This is a genomic window from Natronomonas salina (genome assembly GCF_013391105.1).
Taxonomy (GTDB): domain Archaea; phylum Halobacteriota; class Halobacteria; order Halobacteriales; family Haloarculaceae; genus Natronomonas; species Natronomonas salina.
Genome location: NZ_CP058335.1, coordinates 246,208 through 266,673, shown reverse-complemented (window position 1 = coordinate 266,673; position 20,466 = coordinate 246,208). Strand labels below are relative to the sequence as shown.

Sequence of the window (20,466 nt, the reverse complement as noted above, 5' to 3'; positions counted from 1 at the left end):
CGATGGCGCCCTTCGAACTGCCGCTCGGCGACGGGACCGTCTCCGTGGACCTGCCGGACTGCGAGGTGACGGTGGCCGAACCCGCCGGCGGCGAGGCGGTCGACGTCCGAGCGGCGGCGGAACGGGCCGTCGATTCCCCGCTCGGCCCCGCGCTCACCGAACTGGTCGATCCCGACGACACGATCGCCATCGTCGTCACCGACGTCACGCGCGCGACCCCCGACGACGTCCTCGTCGACGTGCTCCTCGAGGAACTCCAGCAGGTCGGCGTCTTCCGCGAGCAGGTCTCCGTCGTCGTGGGGCTGGGCCTTCACCGTCCGATGACCGACGCCGAACTCGAGGAGATGCTCGGCGACCGCGCCGACCTCGCGGAGAACCACGACCCCGACGACACCGTCGACGTGGGCGAGGTCGACGGCGCGACCGTCGAACTGAACCGGACCGTCGCGCAAGCCGACCGGGTGCTCTCGACGGGGATGGTCGAACCCCACCAGTACGCCGGCTTCTCCGGCGGGGGGAAGACGGTCGCCATCGGCGCGGGCGGCGAGCCGATCATCCGCTACACGCACGGCCCCGAGATGCTCTCCCGCGATGGCGTCCGACTGGGCAGCATCGAGGAGAACCCGTTCCGGGAGGCCGTCGACGAGGCGGGCGACCTCTGCGGGCTGGACTTCTGTCTGAACGTCACGCACGGCCCCGCAGGAATCCTCGACGTCGCCGCCGGCGAGCCGCGACTCGTCGTCCGAGAGCTCGCGGACAGCGCGACAGAGGCGCTGTCCGTCGAGGTCGCGGACCGGTACGACGCCGTCGTCGCCGGCGTCGGCGCGCCGAAGGACGCGAACCTCTACCAGGCGACCCGCGCGGCGACGTACGTCGTCCTGGGGGCCACCAATCCGCTTCGAGAGGGGGGCCGCGTGGTCGTTCCGGCGGCGCTCCCGGAGGGCGCCGGCGAGGGTACCGGGGAGCAACGCTTCTACGAGTGGCTCTCCGGCGCGGAGAGCGCCGAGTCGTTGTACAAGGAGATGCGCGAGGGCTACGAACCCGGCGCCCAGCGCGCGTTCGTCGTCGCACGGGCTCTCAGGGACCACGACGTCTACGTGACGAACAGCGAGGCGCCGGACGTGGTCGACGAGTGCCTGCTGCACGCCCGCGCGTCGGTCGAGGACGCCGTCGAATCCGGCAGCGACGTCCTGGTCGTCCCCGACGCCCTGAACACGCTGCTGGTCTGAGCGCTCAGAGTCGCTCGGGGCCGTCCCCGTCGTCCGTCTCCTCCTCGTCCTCCCCGCCGATGGGGAGCTTCCCGCGGATGTCGTCGGCGAAGGACTGGACCTGGTTGCGGATCGTCTTGATCTCCTCCTCGAACTTCTCGACCGACCGCTCGACGTAGTACACCTTGTGGTCGGGGATGCGCCGGACCACGTCGTTGCCCTCGCTGTCCTCGCCGGCCTTCAGCAGCCAGTGGTCCTGGAAGTAGACGATCTGCTCGTTCTCGACGGTGCGCTCGACCGTCCCGTCCTCGGGGTCCTCGTAGACGATGGTGGCCTGTCCGATGTCGCGCTCCAGCTCCAGCGTTTCGCTTGACATGAGTGGAGACGTAGCCGCGGGAGGGGGAAGAGTCGCGGGATAGTTCAACCGCGGCGGCTGACCGTACGCCCGCCGTACCGGCGGTAGGGACACCGTTCGCCCCGGCGAGGCTAGTCGCGGTGACGGAGCGCGACCTTATCGACGTTCGAGGAGCCGCAGACCGGACACTCCTGGTGGGGCGAATCGGTCAGCCACTGCCCGCACTCCCGGCACTCCGAGCGGTCGGTGGCCGCCCCGACGGTCCCGCAGTACTCGCAGCGCTTCCGGGAGCCGGTGAACTCGGCGCCGCAGTCGCCGCACCTGTACGTGTGTTGCACGTTACCAGGGAGTTAGGGGCGGAGGGCGATAAGTCCGTTCCCGACGGCGGGGCGGGCGGTCGTCCAGTCGTCGATCTCGACGCCTCTCGTGGCTCCGGAACTGGTCAGTCGTCCGTTCCCACGGTGAGGGCGCCCGGCCCGTCGTCGCCGATCTCGTCCATGACCCGGTCGTGAAACTCCTGGAGGACGGCGGACTCGTCCTCCGCGAGCACGACGTCGCTGGCCATCAGCGTCGCCAGGCCGAACGCCCGCGGCGACGGCGACTCGACCTGGTGGAGCGCGACGTCGACCTCGCCGGTCTGGACGCTCGCGACGAAGTTCTCGAGGGCGTCCACGTCGAGTTTGTCCTCGAGGATCTCCCGGTAGGTCTCCTCCATCACCGCGAACTCCTCCCTGTCCTGGGCGAAGCCGATGAGCATCTCGCTGGAGACCTGCTGCTGGCTCGCGGACTTCTCGTAGCCCTTGTAGCGCTTGAGGATCATCAGCGACCGCGTCGCGTTGATGCGGAAGTACCGCTTCAGGAGGTCCGTCCCGTCGAGCGACGCCCGGAGGTCCGGGCGGACGTCCGTCGGGTCGATGTCCCGCAGGATGCCCCGGACGTTGATCTTCCGGTTGAGCGGCATCGAGAGGGTGAAGCCGTGGTCGGCGACGGCGACCTTGACGTTCGCGTTGGCCTCCTGCGCGCAGCGGTAGGCGAGCAGCCGCGAGAGGCCGTCGTTGAACCGCCGGCCGTAGTTCGAGTGGACGTAGTAGTTGCGCTTGTAGTCGTCGTGGTCCAGTTCCACCTCGATGGTGAGTCGGCTGTCCGTCGAGACGCTCTCGACGCCCGCGTACTGGATCTGGGCGTCGAACATCCGGGTGATGGCCCGGACGGTGTTCTCGTCGAGCGGGAGGTCCCGGAGCCACCGGCGGACGGCGGGCGGGCCGCGCTCCTCGTACCGTTCGAGGAGGTCGCGCTGGAAGGCGAGTATCTCGCGGCCGAGGTCGTAGGAGAGTGGCAGCCGCTCGGAGAACCACGAGGGGACGGTCGGGCGGGCGCTTGTGTGGTCGACGTAGACCTTCGAGCCGCGGCGGTAGCGGTACTCGAAGTGCGAGCCCCCGAGGACGAAGACGTCGCCGGCCTCCAGGGTGTCGAGGTACTCCTCGTCGAGTTGGCCCACCCAGTCGTCGCTGCCGCGGACGTAGACGTCGCAGGTGAAGGAGTCCGGGATGGTGCCGATATTCGTCATGTAGATGACGCGGGCCATCCGGCCGCGCTTGCCGACCAGCGGCGTCCCGGGTTCGTACTCGTCGTAGTAGTGCTCGCCGCCGGGCGCGTCGTTCTCGTCCCGCCAGATCTTCGCGTAGACGTTCTTCTCCTCCATCCCCTCGTAGTCGGCGGTGAGGTAGCGGAACAGCTGCTCGAACCGGTGGTCGTCGTAGTCGCGGTACGGGTACGCGCTCCGGAGGGTGGCCCGCAGTTCGGCCTCCGGGAGCGGGCCGTTGATGGCCATCCCGTAGACCTGCTGGACGGCGACGTCGTGGGCGTTCTCGGGGACGAACACCCGGTCGACGAACCCCTCCTCGGCCTTCTTCAGCATGACGGCACACTCGATCAGCTCGTCTCGGTCGAGGGCGACGACCCGGCCCTTGACGGTCTGGCCGAGCTGGTGGCCGGCGCGGCCGATCCGCTGGAGCAGCGAGGCGACGGACTTCGGTGAGCCGACCTGGACGACGAGGTCGACGTGCGGCATGTCGATGCCGAGTTCGAGCGACGTCGACGTCGTGACGACGTCGAGGTCGCCGGCCTTCAGCCCCTCCTCGATCTCCCGGCGCCGGCCCTTCGCTAGCGAGCCGTGGTGGCAGCCGGAGTTCGACTCGTCGTAGCCGCCGCGCTCCCGCAGGTTGTGCAGGACGCGCTCGGCGCCCGAGCGGGTGTTCGTGAACACGATGGTGTTCTCGTGCTCGGCGACGAGGTCGTCGAGTTGCCGGTAGAAGCGGTCGGTGACCCGGTCCCGCGGCGTGTTGACGAGGTCGTCGGTCGGGCAGGTCAACTCGACGTCGAACTCCCGGACGAACCGGGCGTCGACGATCTCGTAGTCGCGGGGCTCCCAGTCGCCGGTGGCGGGGTCGTAGTCGCCGCCGACGAGGAACTCGCCCATCGTCTCCAGCGGCTCGACGGTCGCCGAACAGCCGATGCGCGTCGGCGAGGTCTCGCAGAGCCGCTCCAGCCGCTCCAGCGACACCGAGAGGTGGGTGCCGCGCTTGTTGTCGGCCAACGAGTGGATCTCGTCGACGACGACGTACTCGACGCTCCGGAGCTTCTCCTTGAACTTCGGGCTGTTGAGCAGGATCGCCAGCGTCTCCGGCGTCGTGTTGAGGATGTGCGGCGTCTCCTCCAGCATCTTCTGGCGGTCGTTGCTGGAGGTGTCGCCGTGGCGGATGGCGTGTCGGATGTCGACGGCCTCCCCCCGGTCCTCGAGGTTCTCGGTGATGCCCTCGAGGGGCTCGGTGAGGTTGCGGTGGATGTCGTTGGCCAGCGACTTCAGCGGCGAGACGTAGAGGCAGTAGACGCTGTTCTCGAGGCCGTCCTCGGAGGACTCCGCCTGGTGAAACAGGTCGTTGATGATGGCCGTGAACGCCGAGAGGGTCTTCCCGGACCCGGTCGGCGCACAGACCAGCGTGTTCGTCCCCTCGTCGATGAGCGGGACGGCCTCCTTCTGCGGCGGCGTGAAGAATCCGCCGTTCTCCGGGACGAACGCGCCGAACTGGTCGACCCACCACTCCCGGACGGCGGGGTCGAGCCTGGCGAACACGTCGGCGTCGTCGACGGCCACCGACCCGGGGTCGAACCCGAGGTCCCGCCCCGACAGGTGCTCCCGTGCGACGGCCTCGGCGTCCTCCGACGCGGCGTCTCCCATCGGTTTCTCGTTGGGCGCCAGACGACAAGTGGGTTTGGACTCCGGAGTGAAAGTGAAACCCGGGCGGGCGACCCCAGCGCACTTCCGCCGGGCCGCCGAACCCCGGCCCATGCGCGTGACATTCCTCGGTACGGGCTCCGCGATGCCGACCGGCGAGCGCTACCAGACCGGCCTGCTGCTGGAGGACCCGGACGGCGACGCCGACCCCCTCATGGTCGACTGCGGCAGCGGCGCCCTCCACGGCCTCGCCGAGACGGACGTCGGCTACGAGGGCGTCGATACACTGCTGTTGACCCACCACCACCTCGACCACGTCTCGGACCTCATGGTCCTGCTGAAGGCCCGCTGGCTGTCCGGCGAGACCGAGATGGAGATCGTCGGTCCCGAAGGCACCGAGGAGCTCGTCCGCGACCTCCTCTCGGTGCACGAGTACATGCAGGACCGCTTCGAGTTCACCTTCCGGGAGGTCGCCCCCGGCGAGTTCTCTGTGGCCGGCTACGACGTCGAGGCCGTCGAGACCGTCCACTCGATGTACTGTCTGGCCTACCGCTTCGAGACCGACGACGCGGTCTTCACGTTCTCCGGCGACAGCGAGGCCATCGACGAGATAGCCGACCTCGCGGACGGGTCGGCGATCCTGGCCCACGACTGCTCCTTCCCCGACGACGTCGACGTCGACAACCACCCGACCCCGTCGCAGCTCGGCGAGACCCTCGCCGGCCACGACCTCGGCCGGGTGTACCTGACGCACCTCTACCCGCACACCGACGGGCGCCACGAGGAGATGCTCGAGTCGGTCCAGGAGGCGGGCTTCGACGGCGACGTCCGGATGGCCGAGGACGGGCTGACGGTGGACCTCCGGCGGCGCTGATCAGTCCAGTCGGTACCGCAGCAGGGCGGCGATGCCACCGAGGTTCGCCAGCTGTCGGCCGGGGTCGAACTCGTGGGAGAAGACGGTCACCTCGCCGCCCTGCCGCTCGACGCTCTCGACGACGTCGTTGACGTCGACGTCCCAGTCGCCCTCGCCGGAGCGCTCCTCGCGGAGCCGCTCGTCGAGGACGAGCAGCGTCTCGACGGCGCCGTACTCGGTGGCGGTCTCGACCTCGTCGATGCCGTAGGCGGCCTTCGCGCCCTCGCCGATGCGCTCCATCAGGTCGTCGATTAGTTCGGCCTCCTTCGAGATGCGGGTCTCCGTCTGGACGCGGTCGACCGCGCCGCGCTTGAGCACCTCGTGGACGCCGCGCTCGCCCACGGCGGAGGTGTCGACGGTCTGAATCTTCTCGGCGACCTGGGGGGCCTCGTCCTCGATGTAGTCCAGGGCGTCCTGTTTGGTGAACCCCGGGCCGGCGAGGATGATGGCCTCGACGTCCATCCGCTCGAGGACCTCGGTCACCTGCTCGAACAGCTCGTCGCGGCCGCGGGCGTACTCGCCCTTGCCGGTCGTGCCGGTGATGGAGGCGCGCTCGTCGACGCCGTACTGGGCGACCGTGTGGACGTGGGCCTCGCCCTCCTCGACGGTGGCGATGGCGACGGTCGGGTTCTCGGCGGCCTCGACGGCCTCCTGGAGGCGCTCGAGCTGGTCGACCTGCCAGACCTTCTCGACGGTCAGCTCGTCGTGCTCCTCGACGTTGAGGGTGTGGTGGAAGCCGAGCTGGTCCTCCCGCGAGCAGTCGACGATCTCGCCGCCGACGCGGAGCCGGTTGGCGAACTTCGCGAACTCGACGTCCTCGACCTCGATCTGGAGCCACATCGGTTCGCGCTGGCCGCCGGTGTCCCGCATCTTGTCGTCGTCGCGCTGGATGCGCCGTGTGGTGTCCCCCGAGACGAGGTCGCCCGGCTCGAGGACGTAGGTGAGGTGCCAGAGGTCGTCGAGGCTCTCGGGGACGACGGTGATCCGTTCGCCCCGGCCCTCGACGGACTGGCGGTCGGCGATGCGCATACCGGGAGTCCGGGCGGGACCCCTAAGTGCGCTCCCCTTCGCCGCGCTCCCGGGCGGGGTACTCGAAGGGGTCGTCCTCGGCCTCGGTCGGGTCGGTCGCCTCGGTCCCGCCGGAAGCGCGCAGCGCCGGTTCGTCGGACTCCTCGATGGGGCGGACCGCCGTCCGGAGGTCGCCGGCGTCTATTTCGCCGGCGGACTCGTCGAGGAACGAGTCGACGGGGTCGAGATCGAGTGCGGCGCCGACGCCCTGGCCGTAGCAGTACCGGACGCCCATCGCGACGAGGAAGTGGAGGTAGAAGCCCACGAGGACGACCTTCAGGGCGTACGCGACGGGCAGCACGAGCAACTGCAGGAGCAGCGAGACGGCCCAGGCGACCACGTAGTCCTCGGTGGCCGCGCCGGAGACGACGGTCCGGACGTCGAGGGCGGCCCGCAGTCGACCGGTGTGGGCGAACCGCGTCACGGCGACGGGGAGGACGTACAGGCCCCCGATGACCGCGAAGAGGGCGAACAGCGCGACGACGCCGGCGCCGGCGGCGACCCCCGCGGCGACCGCCTCGGGAACGCGGCCGCCGAGCACCAGCGTCACGAGGTCGCTCCCCTGGGCCCGCACGTAGACGAAGGGGGCCAGCACCGCGACCCCCGGGAGGAGGTAGGCGACGGCGATCAGCGCGGCCGCAATCCCGTCGCGAAGGAGGCCGAAGAGGTCGTCGAACGCCGGGGGCGTCGGGTACTCGTGGCCGGCCGTCGTCCGGAGCACCCGGACGTAGTAGCCGCGGACGAGGAGCCACGGCACGAGCGCGACGAGCGCCGCTGGGGCTAGGAGGGTATGTAGGGTCGCGACGGCGGCGACCACCTCGGTGACGAGGAGCAGCGTCCCCCCGACCAGGACCGCCCGACCGCCGCGGGGCGGCCGCGTCGAGTAGTCCAGGGCGTCGCGAAACATGGCGAGAACCACGCGAGGGCGGCGCTTATACCTCCCGGAGTGTTCCGGGACTGAGCTTTGGCCGCCGGCGCCGACCGGGAGTCGCTCCCGCTCTCTTCCGATCGGCTCCTACTGGTCTTTCATCCGGCTGCCGCCGTTCGGACAGAACTCCTGGATCCGGTCGGCGCTGGCGACCTTCCGGACGAAGCTGGTGTCCTCGAACCGCTCGCGGAGCGTCCGGTAGATGCGCTTGGCGATGTCGTTCTGGGCGTACTGGCCGGGTTCGAGCCGGACCGAGGTCTCGACCCGCGGCTCGATGGCCGACGGCGGCCCGCCGATCACCCGGGTGTCCGGCTCGCACTTGACGCCGACGGCGACCCCGACCGGGACGTCGCGGTAGTACTCCCGGTCGCCGCGGATGACGAAGCTCCCCTTCTCGATGTACTCGCCGCTCTCCGGCGTCTTCGAGACCTGGTCGGGGTCGACCTCGTAGGCGTCGCCCTCGAACTTGCCGTCCTTCCAGACCGACGAGTACGAGACGGCGAACTGCGCGGCCTCCTCCCTGCTGGAGTCGGGGATGTCGACGTCGCGGGCGGCCTCGTCGGGGTCCGTCGCCTTCAGGATCGTCACCGGGGCGCCGTGGGCCTGTGCGTGGAAGAACCGGTCGGAGGGCTCCATGTACTTCTTGACGAGCGCCTCGTTCTGGTCGGCGTTCCGGCCGCCGATGACGAGGAAGTCGTCGGAGGTGCGGAACCAGCGGAACTGCTCGTACCACTTCTCGTCGTACCGGATGGGGATCGACCCCATCGAGAGGTAGTCGCGCTCGACGGGCTCGCCGTCGTCATCGTCGTCCTCCTGGTCGGCCTGCTCCCAGCGGTCGCGGCGCTCCTTGACCGCCTCGAGGTCCTCGCGGGTGTCCTCGATGGCCGCCAGCGCCCCCTCCTTCTTCTCCCGGATGCGCTTGGCTTCGGTGTAGAGGCGGTCGGCGTTCTTCTCGACGCCCATCGAGGGGTCGACCTCGATCCGCGTGCCGTCGATCTCGACGGTGACCGTCCCCTCGGCCGCGTCGACGTCCGCGACCGCTTCGGCCTCGGGGATGCCCTGTTCGGCCCCCTGCTCGAACTTCGCCTCGATGTCCTCCCAGGGGACGCCCTCCTCGCGGGCCTCGCGGACCGTCGAGCAGATGTCGTCGACGAGGTCGTAGTTGCCGTAGAGCATGTCGGCCTTCTCCTGTTCGGCCTCGGCCTGCTCCTCGAAGTCGTCGATGGCGCCCTGCTGCTGCTCGATGATGCGCTCGTGCTTCTCGATCTCGGCCTCGAAGTCCGGCCGGTCGGTCCCGTCCTCCTGGGAGACGTCCTCGGCCTCCCGCTCCAGGCGGTGGAAGTACTCGTCGATGGCGCCGTTGAAGTTCTCGAAGGCCGTCGCCGCGTACCCCTCGGCCTCGTGTTCCTCCAGCGGCAGCGGCGTCGCGTCGACGACCTGTTCGTCCTCGTTCTCGTAGAGCCGCGGCTCCGTCCGCCCGGCGAGGATCGGTTCCCGGAGCCGCTCGAGGGCGTCGAACAGCGCCTCGTACTGCTCCTCCGTCGCGTCCTCGATATCGACGGTCTTCTCGACGCCCGCCCGGGTGCAGAGCTCCTCGGCGTAGAGCCCGCCGAAGTTCAACTGCGTCGCCAGCGTCCGCACCAGGTCGGTGTCGGATTCCTCCATCTTCGCCGCGAAGGCGTCGTAATCGCAGTCCAGGGGGCTGAACCGCTCGTCTGGATAACCGTACTGGGCGCCGGGGGCGACGGTCCGCGAGCGGAGCCGGACGGTCTCCAGGGAGTCGATGACCTCCAGGTCCTCGTTGGTGACCGCGACGTTGCCGTCGCCGAACAGCTCCGCGACGATGAGCGTCGTCTGGTCCTCGCGCTCGAACCGGAAGGTGAGGATGCGGTCGAAGCCGTACTGCTCGACGCCGACGAAGTTCGCGCCGGCGATGCGGTTCCGCAGCATCATCGCGAAGTTCGGCGGCCGACCGGGGGCGTCGGGGACGTGCTCCGGCGCGGCGACGTGGGCGCGCTTGGGGTCGCCCACCTCGACGAAGAGTTCGATGCGGCCGCGTTCGTAGTCCCGCATCTTCAGCCGCACGAGGTCGTCGCCGTAGAGGTAGGCCTTGTCGACGACCGCCCCGGCGTAGTCCCGCAACTCGCCGACCAGCGCCGCGAGGTCGACGCTGGTCATCGCCCGCTTTCTGTCCATGTCGTCGCCTGGCGCGGCCCGGAGAAAGGCCTGACGGGTTCGCGCCGCCGCGACGCGCTTCGCAACCCCTTAGGCGGCCCTGCCCGGAGCGACGGTATGGACGACCGCGTCACCGGAGCCGTCGCCGTCGTCGTCGGCCTCGCGCTGGCCGCCGTCGGCACCGCAGAGTACGTCCTGCCGGGGCTGGTCCCGCCGCCGGTGGACCCCTTCGTCAGCGGCGTGCTCGTCGTCGCGGCCGGGCTCTCCCTCGTCGTATCGGGCGCGCTCGCGGTCTCGGCGACCGTCGACCACCTGGCGCTCCGGGCGGCGACCGCCGTCGGCGCGGTCGCGCTGCTCCTCGCCGTCCGCGTCCCGGAGTCGCTCCTGATCGGCGGCGTCTTCTGGCTCGCGCTCGTCGCGGGCGGGCTGGTCGCCGCCGGCGCCTACCGGACGGTCGCACACGTCCGGGAAGAGTGAGCCGGCGATTTGCCCACTAAACCTCGTCGAGCGCGTTCGCGACGTTGAGCCGCCCGGCTCCGAGTTCGGCGTCCCCCTTCCCCTCGACGAGGTCGGCGCCGGCTTCGAGTGCACGTTCCACCTCGTTCGCGTTCGCACCGGGGGCCAGTTCCCGCACCGCCGCGACGGCGCCGGTGACCTGCGGTGCGGACATCGAGGTCCCGGCGAGGTAGGCGTACCCCGAATCGTCCAGGTCCTTGGGGAACGTCGAGAGCACCAGGTTCGTGGGGTAGGGCCACTCGACTGTGTCATCCTCGAGCGTCTTTTCCAGTGTCTCGTAGCCACCGCCCGGGGCTCCGAGGTCTATCTCGTTCGTCCCCCAGTTCGAGTAGAACGTGAGTTCGTCGCTCGGTCCGGTCGCGCTGACGCTCACTACGCCCGCCAGACTGTTGGGGAGCGTCCACCGGCCCTCCTGCTGGAGGCTCTCGCCGTGATTCCCGGCACTGCCGACGACGACCGTCCCCCGTCTCGCCGCGTGCTGCATCACCGGTTCGGTTACCCCACGAATCCCGCCGGCGTTTGCCCCGCCGTCGAGCGTCTCGACGGTCCCGATGCTCATGTTGAGGGAGTCCGCACCGAGGTCCACCGCCGCGTACTCGATGGCTCGCAGGAGGTCGCTCCAGAAGTTGTCCTGTTCTTCGTCTTCGGACGGGAAGACGCGGAGCGAGACAAGTTCGGCGTCGGGTGCAGTCCCGACGACCCCGACCTCGCCGGTCGCGGCCGCGATGCCGCCGACGTGGGTCCCGTGGCCGTGGACATCTCCCGTGTGGTCGTGGACCTCCCCACCGATGAAGGCGGCACTCGCGGTCTCGTTGACATAGAGGTCGGGATGGGTGTGGTCGATGCCCGTATCCAGGATGGCGATAGTGGTCCCGTCCCCGGTCGCCGATTCGTGGGCGGTCTCGACGTCGGTGACGTGTTTGTCCCATTGGCTGTCGTAGTACGCTGGGTAGCCGCTGTCTTCTTTCGACCCATCCGAATCGGTGCTCTTCGGTTCAGAGAGCTCCGGCCTGCTCAACTCGAAGCTGAAGTCAGGGATGGCGACTTCGACGCCGTCGGTACCTTCGAGTTCGTCGCTGGCGCTGTCGGTTCCGGTCACGACGAGCACTTCGCCGTCCGCCATGCTCCTCTCCACACTGAACCCCCGGCGTCCGAGGTTGCTTTCGGCGGCAGGGTCACTCCGCTGGACGAGGTAGCGCGTCTCTCCGTCCGCTGACGCGATCCCGGTTACTGCGACAGTCAGTCCACCTCCGGCGATTCCCCTCAGGAGGTCACGTCGATTCGGTGTCGTGTTAATCATACTCACTCACGGCTAATATGGAGCGATTATTGCATGATAAAACCTCGGCTATGACCGGAATCAACACGCCAATTATGTACAACCAATCGGCGACAGAGGACCTATGTGAATCACCCGCGTGGGTGAGGTATGCCGACCGAGATCCTCCCGGGCGTCCACGACGTCACGTGTTCGGAGACCGAGACGGGCCGGATCCGCGCGTTCCTCTTCGACGACGGCACGCTCGTCGACTGCGGGCTCCCCGGGACCGCCGGGGCCCTGACCGCCGGCATCGCCGAGACGGGCGTCGAGGTCGAGCGGCTGATCGTCACACACGACCACCGCGACCACGTCGGCGGCTTCGACGAGGTCGTCCGCACCCACTCGGCCGAGACGTACGTGCCCGAAGGTGCCGCCCTGGACACCGAGTACGAACCCGACGAACGCTACGGCGACGGCGACCGGATCGGCCCCTTCGAGGCGGTCCACGTCCCCGGCCACCGCGACCACCAGCACGCCCTCGTCGACGAGGACCGCGGCGTCGCCGTCCTCGCAGACGCGCTCTCCGGAGCCGACCAGCGCGGGCTCCCGCAGGGCTTCTTCCACCTGCCGCCGGCGGTGTACACCGACGACCTGCAGCAGGCCGAGGCGTCCCTGGAGCGGTTGCTGGAGTACGAGTTCGACGCCGGCCTCGTCTACCACGGGTCGTCGGTGCTGTCCGACGCCGACGAGAAGCTCGACGCCTACGTCTACGGGTAACGGCCGGACGGACCGCCCCGTTTTCACCGTGGGGGCCCAAGGGTTCCCATGCTCATCGCGTCCTTCCGGCTCGACCCGGAGGCCGTCGCCCTCCGCGAGACGTTCGAGCGGCTGCCCGACCTGGAGGTCGAGGTCGAGCGGATCGCCGCCCACGGGACCGAGTCGACGATGCCCTGCCTGTGGGCCAGCGGCGTCGACTTCGCCGCCCTGGACGAGGCCCTCGCGGCCGACGCCTCCGTCGCGGGGGTCATCGAGGACCTCGCGTTCCCCGAGGAGAAGTACTACCAGATCGACTGGAGCGAACTCGTCGAGCGCCGCGTCGACGCGTTCATCGACCACGAGGCGTCGATCCTGCAGGCCGAGGCCGACGCCGAGGGCTGGCGGCTCCGGTTCCGGTTCGTCACCCGCGACCAGTTCGACGACTTCCGGACGTTCCTCGCCGAGCGCGACTACCCGTTCAGGCTGCTGGACCTCGCGGAACCCGAGGCGCCCCGCCGCTGGTACGGCGACCTCACGGCCGCCCAGCGCGAGGCGCTCGTCGTCGCCTGCGAGCGCGGCTACTTCGAGGTGCCGCGGGACGTCACGACCCGCGAACTCGCCGCCGACCTGGACGTCTCCCACCAGGCCCTCTCGGAACTCCTCCGGCGGGCGACGGCGAACCTCGTGCGGTCGACCGTCGCCGACGGCCGGCGCGACGACTAGTATATAACGTCCGGCACGGGCAAGGCGAGACCTCATCCCCCGCTGGCCACTACCCCCGCTGATGCAAGGGAACGACGATCGCACGCACATCGAGTCGGACGCGACCGCCAGCGAGGCGGTCGTCGCGACGGTGGCCGACCGCGCCGACGCGGACCCGACCGACCTCCCGCCGCTGTACGACGCGATCGACCCCGACGCCCTCGACGCCATCTTCCGGGACGGCCGCCCCGGCCGCGTCTCCTTCGAGTACGCCGGCTACGAGGTGACCGTCTGCGGCCGCGACCAGGTGACCGTCGTCTGCGAAGCCCCGGCGGCCGAGACCACGACCCAGGGGTGAGCGGAGCGCCGAATCACGATGGCCCCGCGGCGTCGGCGATTCGCTCGCCCGCCTCGAGCCCGCTCTCGATAGCGAGGTGGACGCGACCGTCGCCCGCGACCCAGTCGCCGGCGAAGTAGAGGCCTGTTCTTTCTGCCTCCCGCAGCGGTTCGGTCTCGACACCCTCGTTCGGCAGCGCGTCCCGCCACGGTTCGTGGTCGGTCCAATCGGGGGCCGCGAACCGCTCGTCGTCGAGGAGCTCCGCCACCGAGTCCGCGACGTCGACGGTCAGTTCTCCCGGGTCGTCGCTCCGCCCGTCGGCCCATCCGGGCGCCATCTGGACGACCAGCAGCGTCTCGCCGGGCGGTACGTGCCCGGACTTCAGTTCCTCCCGCGAGAGCCAGCCGATGTCGTGCTCCCGGTCCGTGTTCACCAGCGCGTACCACGGGTAGTCGACCGCGAAGGGGTAGTGCAGCACCGCGGCGTAGATCGACCGGTAGGAGACGGCGTCGACGGCCGCCTGGAGGTCGGCGAGGAGCGGACTGTCCCACTCGGTCGCGGCGAGGACGTCGGCGGTCCGCGGCGCCGGCGGCGTGAGCAGCACCGCGTCGAACGTCCCGAGGTCCGCGCCGGCGTCGTCGAGCAGCCACCACGTGCCGCCGCCGTGAGAGAGCCGCCCGACGCGGGTTCCGAACTCGAGCGTCGCGTCCGTCTCCGCGAGGAGCCGCTCGGGCAGCTCCGCGATGCCCGCCTCGTAGGTCCACTTGTGCGCGTCGCGGTCGTCACCCGCCGAGATCGCCCCCGACGCGTCGAAGGTCCAGACCGGTTCCGCCACGTCGACCAGCCCCGTCGTCGGGAGTTCCTCGGTCACTAGTTCGGCGACGCGGGCGCTGTCGGCCTTCACGTAGTTCGCCCCGTAGTCGTACCGACAGTCGTTCTTCCGACCGGACGCCGCGCGACCGCCGACGCCCTCGTCCGCCTCGAAGATGGTCACGTCGACCGGCGCGTCCCGGAGCGCGTAGGCGGCCGCGGCGCCCGCGGCGCCGGCGCCGACGATGGCGAGGTTCATACCGCCGGTACGGCCCGGGGGGTCGAAAAACGTCCGCTCGGGTCAGATCTCCGCCGCCAGCTCCCGGAGGACGACGTCCGCGTCGGGGGTCAGCGGATCGCCGTGGGCGACGCAGGCGTGGTCGAACCGCTCCTGGGAGACCCGGCGGACGCTGGCGGCGATGCGGTCGGTGTCGTAGGAGTCGAACCACATGGGCGGCGTGAACGCGCCGTCGTCCTCCCAGACGAGGTCGCCCAGCAGCGCCGCCCCCGAGTCCGCGTGGACGTACACCGTGTGTCCGGGGTTGTGCCCGGGGGTGTGGATCGCCCGGAACCCCCCGATCTCGTCGCCGTCCTCGACCGGCCGGAGGTCGACGTCCGACAGCGGGAAGAGCCTGCGCGTCAGCCGGTGGAAGGCCCCCTTGTGGTGGGTCCACGACGGCGACCACTCCCGGCGGACCAGGCCGACGTCGCGGGCGCCGAGGTACACGGGGACGTCGGCGCCGAGCCTTCCGAGCGCGCCCACGTGGTCGACGTCGTAGTGGCTCAACAGCACGCGGTCGAGGTCGTCGACGGCGTACCCGGCCCGCCGGATCTCGGTGGCGACGCGGCGCCTCGGAATCGGCATCCCCGCGTCGGCGAGGGTCAACTCGCCGTCGTCGATCAGGTAGACGTTCGAGCCGAGCGGCTCCGGCCAGCTCACCTCCAGCAGGTACACGCCGGCCGCGACGCGCCTCACCATGTTGGGCTCCCTTCTGCGGCCGCCCATATCACCCTGGCGAGTCGCTCCCCGCCGCGGTCGCTCCGGTGGGCCGTCATTCAGCGCTCCCGCTCCGTCCGGTTCCGGCGTCCGTTCCGGGCGTCCGCTCCATCGCCGACTCGGTCCGCATCCACTCGTCGTCGGGCGTCCTCGACGTCCTCGATGGTCTCTGTCTCGAGCAGGCGCTCCAGCTTCCGCTCGAACTGCTCGTCGGTGAGTTCGCCCCGAGCGTACCGGTCCCGGAGGGTCTCGAGCGCGTTTCGGCTGTCGCTTCGCTCGGAGACCGGTTCCGCTGCCGGTTCGACGTCCGACTCGCTGTCGTCCTCCACGCCGAGCAGGACGGACAGGAGTGGGACGACCACCGCGAAGCCCAGGACCCAGACAATCCAGAACCTCGATATCCCGAGGAATATCGCCAGGAACCCCGCCCCCAGGACGAGCAGCGTGACGACCGCGACGGCGCGGTTCCGCCAGTCCTCGTCGTCGCTCATGCGTCGGGGCTGGGCACCCTGCATAATATCACTACTGCAACCCGCATCGAGGAACTGTCAAATGAGACCGAACGACGACCGTCGGGGCCGCTACAGCCGCTTCGAGACGTACGGACCGTCCTGGTAGTAACCGAGCTTCTCCCGGTAGTACTCGCGGACGCCGATGCCCGAGATGACCGAGAGCTTCTCGAAGCCGGCGTCGGCGGCCAGGTCCTCGGCCGTCTCCAGGAGCCGGCGGCCGTAGCCGCGGTGCTGGTGGTCGCCGTCGTCGCCGCCCTGCCCGACGCCGACCTCGTTGCCGTAGACGTGGAGCTCGCGGACGAGCGCGGCGTTCTCCAGCTCCCGGCGGACCGGATTATTGGGGAACCGGAGCCGACAGAAACCGACCAGCAGGTCCTTCTCGAAGTCCTCGAAGGAGATGAAGTGCTCCCTGCCGCCCGCGGCCTCGTAGGTCATGACGTCCAGTTCGACGTCCTCGGGCTCCTCGTCGTTCATCCCGACCTCACGGCAGCGGATGCACTCGCACTCCCACCCGTGTTCCTCCATCCGCTGGCGGGCGAGCTGGCGGAGGTTAGACTTCCAGACGCCGGCGTCGATGAAGTCGGCGGGGATGTCCCGCTGGACGCGCTGGAGGCGCGTGTACCGGGGGATCATCGACTTGATCTCGGCGACGAGTTCAGCGGCCTCCTCGTTCTGCAGCGGCTCGTACTCGTCGCGGCGCCACATGTCGTAGGTGACGGTGTCGCGGACGACGAGCGTCGGGTAGATCTTCAGGTAGTCGGGTCGCCAGTCGGGGTTCTCGAAGATCTCCCGGAAGTCCTGCAGGCACATCTCCCGCGACATGCCGGGCTGGCCGGGCATCATGTGGAAGCCCACCTTGAACGCCGAGTCGCGGAGCCGGCGGTTGGCGTCGAGGCTGGCCTGCACGCCGTGGCCGCGGTGCATCTCGCGGTTGACCCGCTCGTAGGTGGTCTGGACGCCGACCTCGACCTTGGTGCCGCCGAGGTCGAGCATCCGGTCGATCTGCTCGGGGTCGCACCAGTCGGGCTTCGTCTCGAACGTCGTCCCGATGTTGCGGATGTCGTTCGTCTCGTTCTCGGCGATGACGTCCTCGAGGTAGGTGAACTCGGTCTCCCCGGGGTCCGGCTTGAAGGACTCCTCCTCGCTCGGCTGGGGCTCGCTGTCGAGGTCGTAGTCGTTCATCGCCTCGAGGGCGCGCTTGACGAACCACTCCTGGTAGTCGTGGGAGCGGGCCGTCATCGTCCCGCCCATCAGGATGAGTTCGACCTTGTCGACGGGGTGGCCGATCTCCCGGAGCTGGTGGAGCCGCAGCGTCACCTGCCCGTAGGGGTCGTAGTCGTTCTGGACGCCGCGGGCCGCCGCCGGCTCGTGGCCCGTATAGCTCTGCGAGGAGGAGAACTCCGAGGCGGGACCGCCGGGACAGTAGAGGCACTTCCCGTGCGGGCACATGTGCGGCGACGTCATGATGGCGACGGGCGAAACGCCCGAGGCGGTCCGCACCGGCTTCCGGCGGACGACCGACTCCAGCTCCTCGCGGCGCTCCTCGGGGGCGTAGTCGAGCAGGTCCGTGTTCTTGGGGACCTTCGGCGAGGAGTACTCCCGGCAGGCGTCCATCTTGGCGGACTCGAGGTCGTCACCGTCGATCTCGCCCGCCAGGATGTCCTCGACGAGGGACTCACAGACCCGCTCGAACGCGTCGGACTCGGCCGGGTCGGCGTCGGTGCTCATTCGCTGTCGGGACAAGGACCCCCGGCGGTAAGTGGCTAGCGGTTGCGAGCCCGCCGGGCCGGCCGGAGATTCCGCCCGGATCGACGACGTACCGAGTGCGTGCCCTTTTGTAGCAGACCCGCCTGGGTCGGATATGGCGGAGGCGTTCACGTACGACGGCGGGTCCGTCGCGCCGGGGGAGCGGGTCAACGTCAGGTACACCGTCAGCGAGACCTACCTGGGCGACCCGGTCAGGATCCCCGTGACCATCATCAACGGCGAGCGCGAGGGCCCGACGCTGTTCCTCTCGGCGGCCGCCCACGGCGACGAGCTCAACGGCATCGAGATCGTCCGCGAGGTCGCCCACGAGTGGGACCTCGAGGACCTCCACGGGACGCTCGTCTGCCTCCCCGTCCTCAACGTGCCCGCGTTCATCGCCCAGCAGCGCTACCTCCCGATCTACGACCGCGACCTCAACCGCTCCTTCCCGGGCAACGACTCGGGGACCAGCGCCAAGCGCATCGCGGCCCGCATCTTCCGGAACTTCATCGAGCCCTGCGACTACGGCCTCGACTTCCACACGTCGACCCGCGGCCGGAGCAACATGCTCCACGTCCGCGGCGACACGGACACCGAGGCCGTCGAGCGGCTCGCGAAGGCCTTCGGGTCCAACGTCATCATCTCCAGTGAGGGGCCCAGCGGGACGCTCCGCGGCGAGGCTACCGACGCCGGGACGCCCACCGTGACGATCGAGCTCGGGGAGGCCCACCGCTTCCAGCGCAACCTCATCGACAAGGCCCTCGAGGGGGTCCTCTCGGTGATGGCGGAGTTCGGCATCCGGCCGACCGAGACGGTCAAGTGGCCGGGCTGGCGGACCGTCATCGACGGCGCCGACGAGAAGACGTGGCTCCGCGCCGACGCGGGCGGCGTCGTCGAGATGCACCACGGCCGCGGCTCGCTCGTCGAGGAGGGCGACGCCGTCTGCTCTATCACGAACCCCTTCAAGACGGACACGACCGTCGTCGAGGCGCCGTTCACCGGACTCGTCGTCGGCATCCTCGAGAACCCGCTGGTCTACCCGGGCAACCCCATTTGTCACCTCGTCGCGCTCGACGACGTGACGACCCGCGCCCTCCGGCTCAGCCAGACCGGCGAGCGGGCCTGACCGGCGACCGCCGGAACGGCGGCCACCGGACCGCGGACCGCCCGCGAACGTCCCTCGACGGACGTGGGGTTCCGCGGGGCGATTCGCCGGCGAACGTTGCTGCTTCGCGCCTGTGAGACGTTCGCAGATAGTTACTACTATACCAGCGCGGTACTGACCCTTCGATGCATGAGTCAATCGTACGACCGGGGTCTGATCGAGGACTTCGGGCGGTGGCAGGAGTTCTCCGCCGGGATGTGGGCCTGGATCTTCCACAAGTTCACCGGCTGGGTGCTCATCGGCTACCTCTTCACCCACATCGCCGTGCTCAGCACGGCCACGGTGAACGGGGAGGTGTACACCGCGACGCTGCAGGGCCTCGAGGAGCTGATGCTCGTCCGCTTCCTCGAGGTCGGACTGCTGGCCGTCGCCGTGTTCCACATCCTCAACGGGGTCCGCCTGCTGTTCGTCGACCTCGGCGTGGGGCTGGACGCACAGGACAAGGCGTTCTACGCCGCACTGATCGCTTCCGCGGCCATCACGGTCGCGAGCATCCCGACGTTCCTCGGAGGGTTCTGACATGGCTGAACACTACTCCTCGTTCGACCGGAAGGGCACCCGCTGGCTGCTCCAGCGGGTCACGGCCGCGTTCCTCGTGGTCGTGCTGGCGTATCACTTCATGTTGCTGCACTTCGTCAACCACGCGGCCGAGATCACCTTCGCCGGGACGACGGCCCGGATGACGCAGGTCGGGTACTTCTCGACGATGGTGATGTTCCTGATCACGGCCGCCTTCCACGGGGTCAACGGCGTCTACAACGCACTCATCAACCAGGGCCTCGAGGGCACACAGAAGAGCGTCGTGAAGTGGGTGCTCGTCGCCGCCGGCGGCCTGCTCGTCGTCCAGGGCGTCCGCGTCGCACTCGCCATGACGAACATCGTCTAACTATGAGCACGCAAGTCACCGAACAAGAGACCGAGACGGAACCGGAGACCGAACAGGAGTCGGCCCACCAGCAGCGGCGGATGGCCGAGAAGCGCGAGCGCGCGGACATGCGCAAACGCGCCGAAGAGGAGCTGGACGAAACCGAGGAGACGGTCCGCATCAAGGTCTTCCGCTACGACCCCGAGGTCAAGGGCAAGCGGGACCCGCGGTTCGACACCTTCCGCATCCCCTTCAAGAAGGGGATGACGGTCCTCGACGCGCTCATCTACGCGCGCGACCACTTCGACTCCAGCCTGACGTTCCGGCACTCCTGCCGGCAGGCCATCTGCGGCTCCGACGCGCTGTTCATCAACGGCCGCCAGCGGCTCGGCTGCCAGACGCAGATGTCGGACCTCGACTGGCCGGTCCGCATCGAGCCGCTCCCGCACGCCGACGTCGTCAAGGACCTGGTCGTCGACATGGAGCACTTCTACGACCAGATGGAGTCCGTCGAGCCGTACTTCCAGACGAACGACCTGCCGACCGGCAAGCTCGACGAGCAGCGACAGGACCGCGAGAACCGCGAGAAGGTCAAGATGTCCACGCGCTGCATCTGGTGTGCGGCCTGCATGTCCTCCTGTAACATCGCCGCCGGGGACAACGAGTACCTCGGCCCGGCGGCCATCAACAAGGCCTACCGGTTCGCGATGGACGAACGCGAGGGCGAGGACATGAAGGAACACCGGATCAACATCATCGAGCAGGAACACGGCGTCTGGCGCTGCCAGACCCAGTTCTCCTGCACCGAGGTGTGCCCGAAGGACATCCCCCTCACCGAGCACATCCAGGAGCTGAAGCGCGAGGCTGTCAAGAGCAACCTGAAGTTCTGGTAACCGAACGCCGAGTACACCACCCAT

The 20,466-nt window shown here is 69.3% G+C and carries 21 protein-coding genes; 10 read left to right on the top strand and 11 right to left on the bottom strand.

Annotated features, from left to right (window positions below):
• Positions 1 to 2: 2 nt before the first annotated feature.
• Positions 3 to 1,229, top strand: a complete 1,227-nt coding sequence (locus HWV07_RS01515) for a lactate racemase domain-containing protein (protein ID WP_178332601.1) — start codon at positions 3 to 5, stop codon at positions 1,227 to 1,229.
• A 4-nt stretch (positions 1,230 to 1,233) separates the two neighbouring features.
• Here the strand turns inward: HWV07_RS01515 and HWV07_RS01510 are convergent, their stop codons facing one another.
• The 3 genes from HWV07_RS01510 to HWV07_RS01500 all read right to left on the bottom strand — a co-directional run bounded on the left by HWV07_RS01510 (position 1,234) and on the right by HWV07_RS01500 (position 4,801).
• Positions 1,234 to 1,584: a hypothetical protein gene (locus tag HWV07_RS01510; protein WP_178332600.1), complete on the bottom strand. Its 351-nt coding sequence runs from the start codon at positions 1,582 to 1,584 to the stop codon at positions 1,234 to 1,236.
• Positions 1,585 to 1,694: 110 nt separating this feature from the next.
• On the bottom strand, positions 1,695 to 1,901 hold the full coding sequence (locus tag HWV07_RS01505) for a hypothetical protein (RefSeq protein WP_178332599.1): 207 nt from the start codon (positions 1,899 to 1,901) through the stop codon (positions 1,695 to 1,697).
• A 104-nt stretch (positions 1,902 to 2,005) separates the two neighbouring features.
• Entirely contained in the window at positions 2,006 to 4,801 is a 2,796-nt protein-coding gene (locus HWV07_RS01500; protein WP_178332598.1) for an ATP-dependent helicase, read from the bottom strand.
• 109 nt (positions 4,802 to 4,910) lie between these two features.
• Between HWV07_RS01500 and HWV07_RS01495 the strand changes: the two genes are divergently transcribed.
• Complete coding sequence (locus tag HWV07_RS01495; RefSeq protein ID WP_178332597.1) at positions 4,911 to 5,672, top strand: MBL fold metallo-hydrolase; 762 nt, start codon at positions 4,911 to 4,913, stop codon at positions 5,670 to 5,672.
• On the opposite strand, the gene HWV07_RS01490 is transcribed toward HWV07_RS01495, so the two are convergent.
• The 3 genes from HWV07_RS01490 to rqcH form a co-directional block, all read right to left on the bottom strand.
• Positions 5,673 to 6,740 (bottom strand): mRNA surveillance protein pelota, encoded by a 1,068-nt coding sequence (locus HWV07_RS01490; protein WP_178332596.1) that lies wholly within the window; start codon positions 6,738 to 6,740, stop codon positions 5,673 to 5,675.
• A gap of 22 nt (positions 6,741 to 6,762) precedes the next feature.
• On the bottom strand, positions 6,763 to 7,686 hold the full coding sequence (locus HWV07_RS01485) for a DUF4013 domain-containing protein (RefSeq protein WP_178332595.1): 924 nt from the start codon (positions 7,684 to 7,686) through the stop codon (positions 6,763 to 6,765).
• A 108-nt stretch (positions 7,687 to 7,794) separates the two neighbouring features.
• A complete protein-coding gene (gene rqcH, locus HWV07_RS01480) occupies positions 7,795 to 9,903 on the bottom strand; it encodes a ribosome rescue protein RqcH (protein ID WP_178332594.1) in 2,109 nt (702 codons plus the stop codon).
• Between the two features lie 96 nt (positions 9,904 to 9,999).
• Between rqcH and HWV07_RS01475 the strand changes: the two genes are divergently transcribed.
• A complete protein-coding gene (locus HWV07_RS01475; RefSeq protein WP_178332593.1) occupies positions 10,000 to 10,359 on the top strand; it encodes a hypothetical protein in 360 nt (119 codons plus the stop codon).
• Between the two features lie 16 nt (positions 10,360 to 10,375).
• Here HWV07_RS01475 and HWV07_RS01470 read toward each other — a convergent pair whose 3' ends face one another.
• Positions 10,376 to 11,521 (bottom strand): S8 family peptidase, encoded by a 1,146-nt coding sequence (locus HWV07_RS01470; protein WP_211694202.1) that lies wholly within the window; start codon positions 11,519 to 11,521, stop codon positions 10,376 to 10,378.
• Positions 11,522 to 11,827: 306 nt separating this feature from the next.
• Here HWV07_RS01470 and HWV07_RS01465 point away from each other — a divergent pair, with 306 nt between their 5' ends.
• The 3 genes from HWV07_RS01465 to ddfA all read left to right on the top strand — a co-directional run bounded on the left by HWV07_RS01465 (position 11,828) and on the right by ddfA (position 13,475).
• Entirely contained in the window at positions 11,828 to 12,436 is a 609-nt protein-coding gene (locus HWV07_RS01465; protein ID WP_178332591.1) for an MBL fold metallo-hydrolase, read from the top strand.
• A 48-nt stretch (positions 12,437 to 12,484) separates the two neighbouring features.
• Positions 12,485 to 13,138 (top strand): helix-turn-helix domain-containing protein, encoded by a 654-nt coding sequence (locus HWV07_RS01460; protein ID WP_178332590.1) that lies wholly within the window; start codon positions 12,485 to 12,487, stop codon positions 13,136 to 13,138.
• 61 nt (positions 13,139 to 13,199) lie between these two features.
• On the top strand, positions 13,200 to 13,475 hold the full coding sequence (gene ddfA, locus HWV07_RS01455; protein ID WP_178332589.1) for a DdfA family disk-determining factor: 276 nt from the start codon (positions 13,200 to 13,202) through the stop codon (positions 13,473 to 13,475).
• Between the two features lie 13 nt (positions 13,476 to 13,488).
• Here ddfA and HWV07_RS01450 read toward each other — a convergent pair whose 3' ends face one another.
• The 4 genes from HWV07_RS01450 to HWV07_RS01435 all read right to left on the bottom strand — a co-directional run bounded on the left by HWV07_RS01450 (position 13,489) and on the right by HWV07_RS01435 (position 17,501).
• Positions 13,489 to 14,523: an NAD(P)/FAD-dependent oxidoreductase gene (locus HWV07_RS01450; RefSeq protein WP_178332588.1), complete on the bottom strand. Its 1,035-nt coding sequence runs from the start codon at positions 14,521 to 14,523 to the stop codon at positions 13,489 to 13,491.
• A gap of 42 nt (positions 14,524 to 14,565) precedes the next feature.
• Positions 14,566 to 15,243 carry an MBL fold metallo-hydrolase gene (locus HWV07_RS01445; RefSeq protein WP_178332587.1) on the bottom strand — a complete coding sequence of 226 codons (678 nt, stop codon included), beginning with the start codon at positions 15,241 to 15,243 and terminating at the stop codon, positions 14,566 to 14,568.
• A 77-nt stretch (positions 15,244 to 15,320) separates the two neighbouring features.
• A complete protein-coding gene (locus HWV07_RS01440) occupies positions 15,321 to 15,752 on the bottom strand; it encodes an SHOCT domain-containing protein (RefSeq protein ID WP_178332586.1) in 432 nt (143 codons plus the stop codon).
• 90 nt (positions 15,753 to 15,842) lie between these two features.
• Positions 15,843 to 17,501 (bottom strand): tRNA uridine(34) 5-carboxymethylaminomethyl modification radical SAM/GNAT enzyme Elp3, encoded by a 1,659-nt coding sequence (locus tag HWV07_RS01435; protein WP_178332585.1) that lies wholly within the window; start codon positions 17,499 to 17,501, stop codon positions 15,843 to 15,845.
• Between the two features lie 133 nt (positions 17,502 to 17,634).
• On the opposite strand from HWV07_RS01435, the gene HWV07_RS01430 reads away from it, so the two are divergent.
• From HWV07_RS01430 to HWV07_RS01415, 4 genes are all read left to right on the top strand, one after another.
• Positions 17,635 to 18,645, top strand: coding sequence for a succinylglutamate desuccinylase/aspartoacylase family protein (locus tag HWV07_RS01430; RefSeq protein ID WP_178332584.1), 1,011 nt, complete (start codon positions 17,635 to 17,637; stop codon positions 18,643 to 18,645).
• Between the two features lie 168 nt (positions 18,646 to 18,813).
• Positions 18,814 to 19,203: a succinate dehydrogenase, cytochrome b556 subunit gene (sdhC, locus tag HWV07_RS01425; RefSeq protein WP_178332583.1), complete on the top strand. Its 390-nt coding sequence runs from the start codon at positions 18,814 to 18,816 to the stop codon at positions 19,201 to 19,203.
• Position 19,204: 1 nt separating this feature from the next.
• Complete coding sequence (locus tag HWV07_RS01420; RefSeq protein ID WP_178332582.1) at positions 19,205 to 19,570, top strand: succinate dehydrogenase/fumarate reductase transmembrane subunit; 366 nt, start codon at positions 19,205 to 19,207, stop codon at positions 19,568 to 19,570.
• A gap of 2 nt (positions 19,571 to 19,572) precedes the next feature.
• Positions 19,573 to 20,442 carry a succinate dehydrogenase/fumarate reductase iron-sulfur subunit gene (locus HWV07_RS01415; RefSeq protein WP_178332581.1) on the top strand — a complete coding sequence of 290 codons (870 nt, stop codon included), beginning with the start codon at positions 19,573 to 19,575 and terminating at the stop codon, positions 20,440 to 20,442.
• The last annotated feature ends 24 nt before the right edge of the window (positions 20,443 to 20,466 follow it).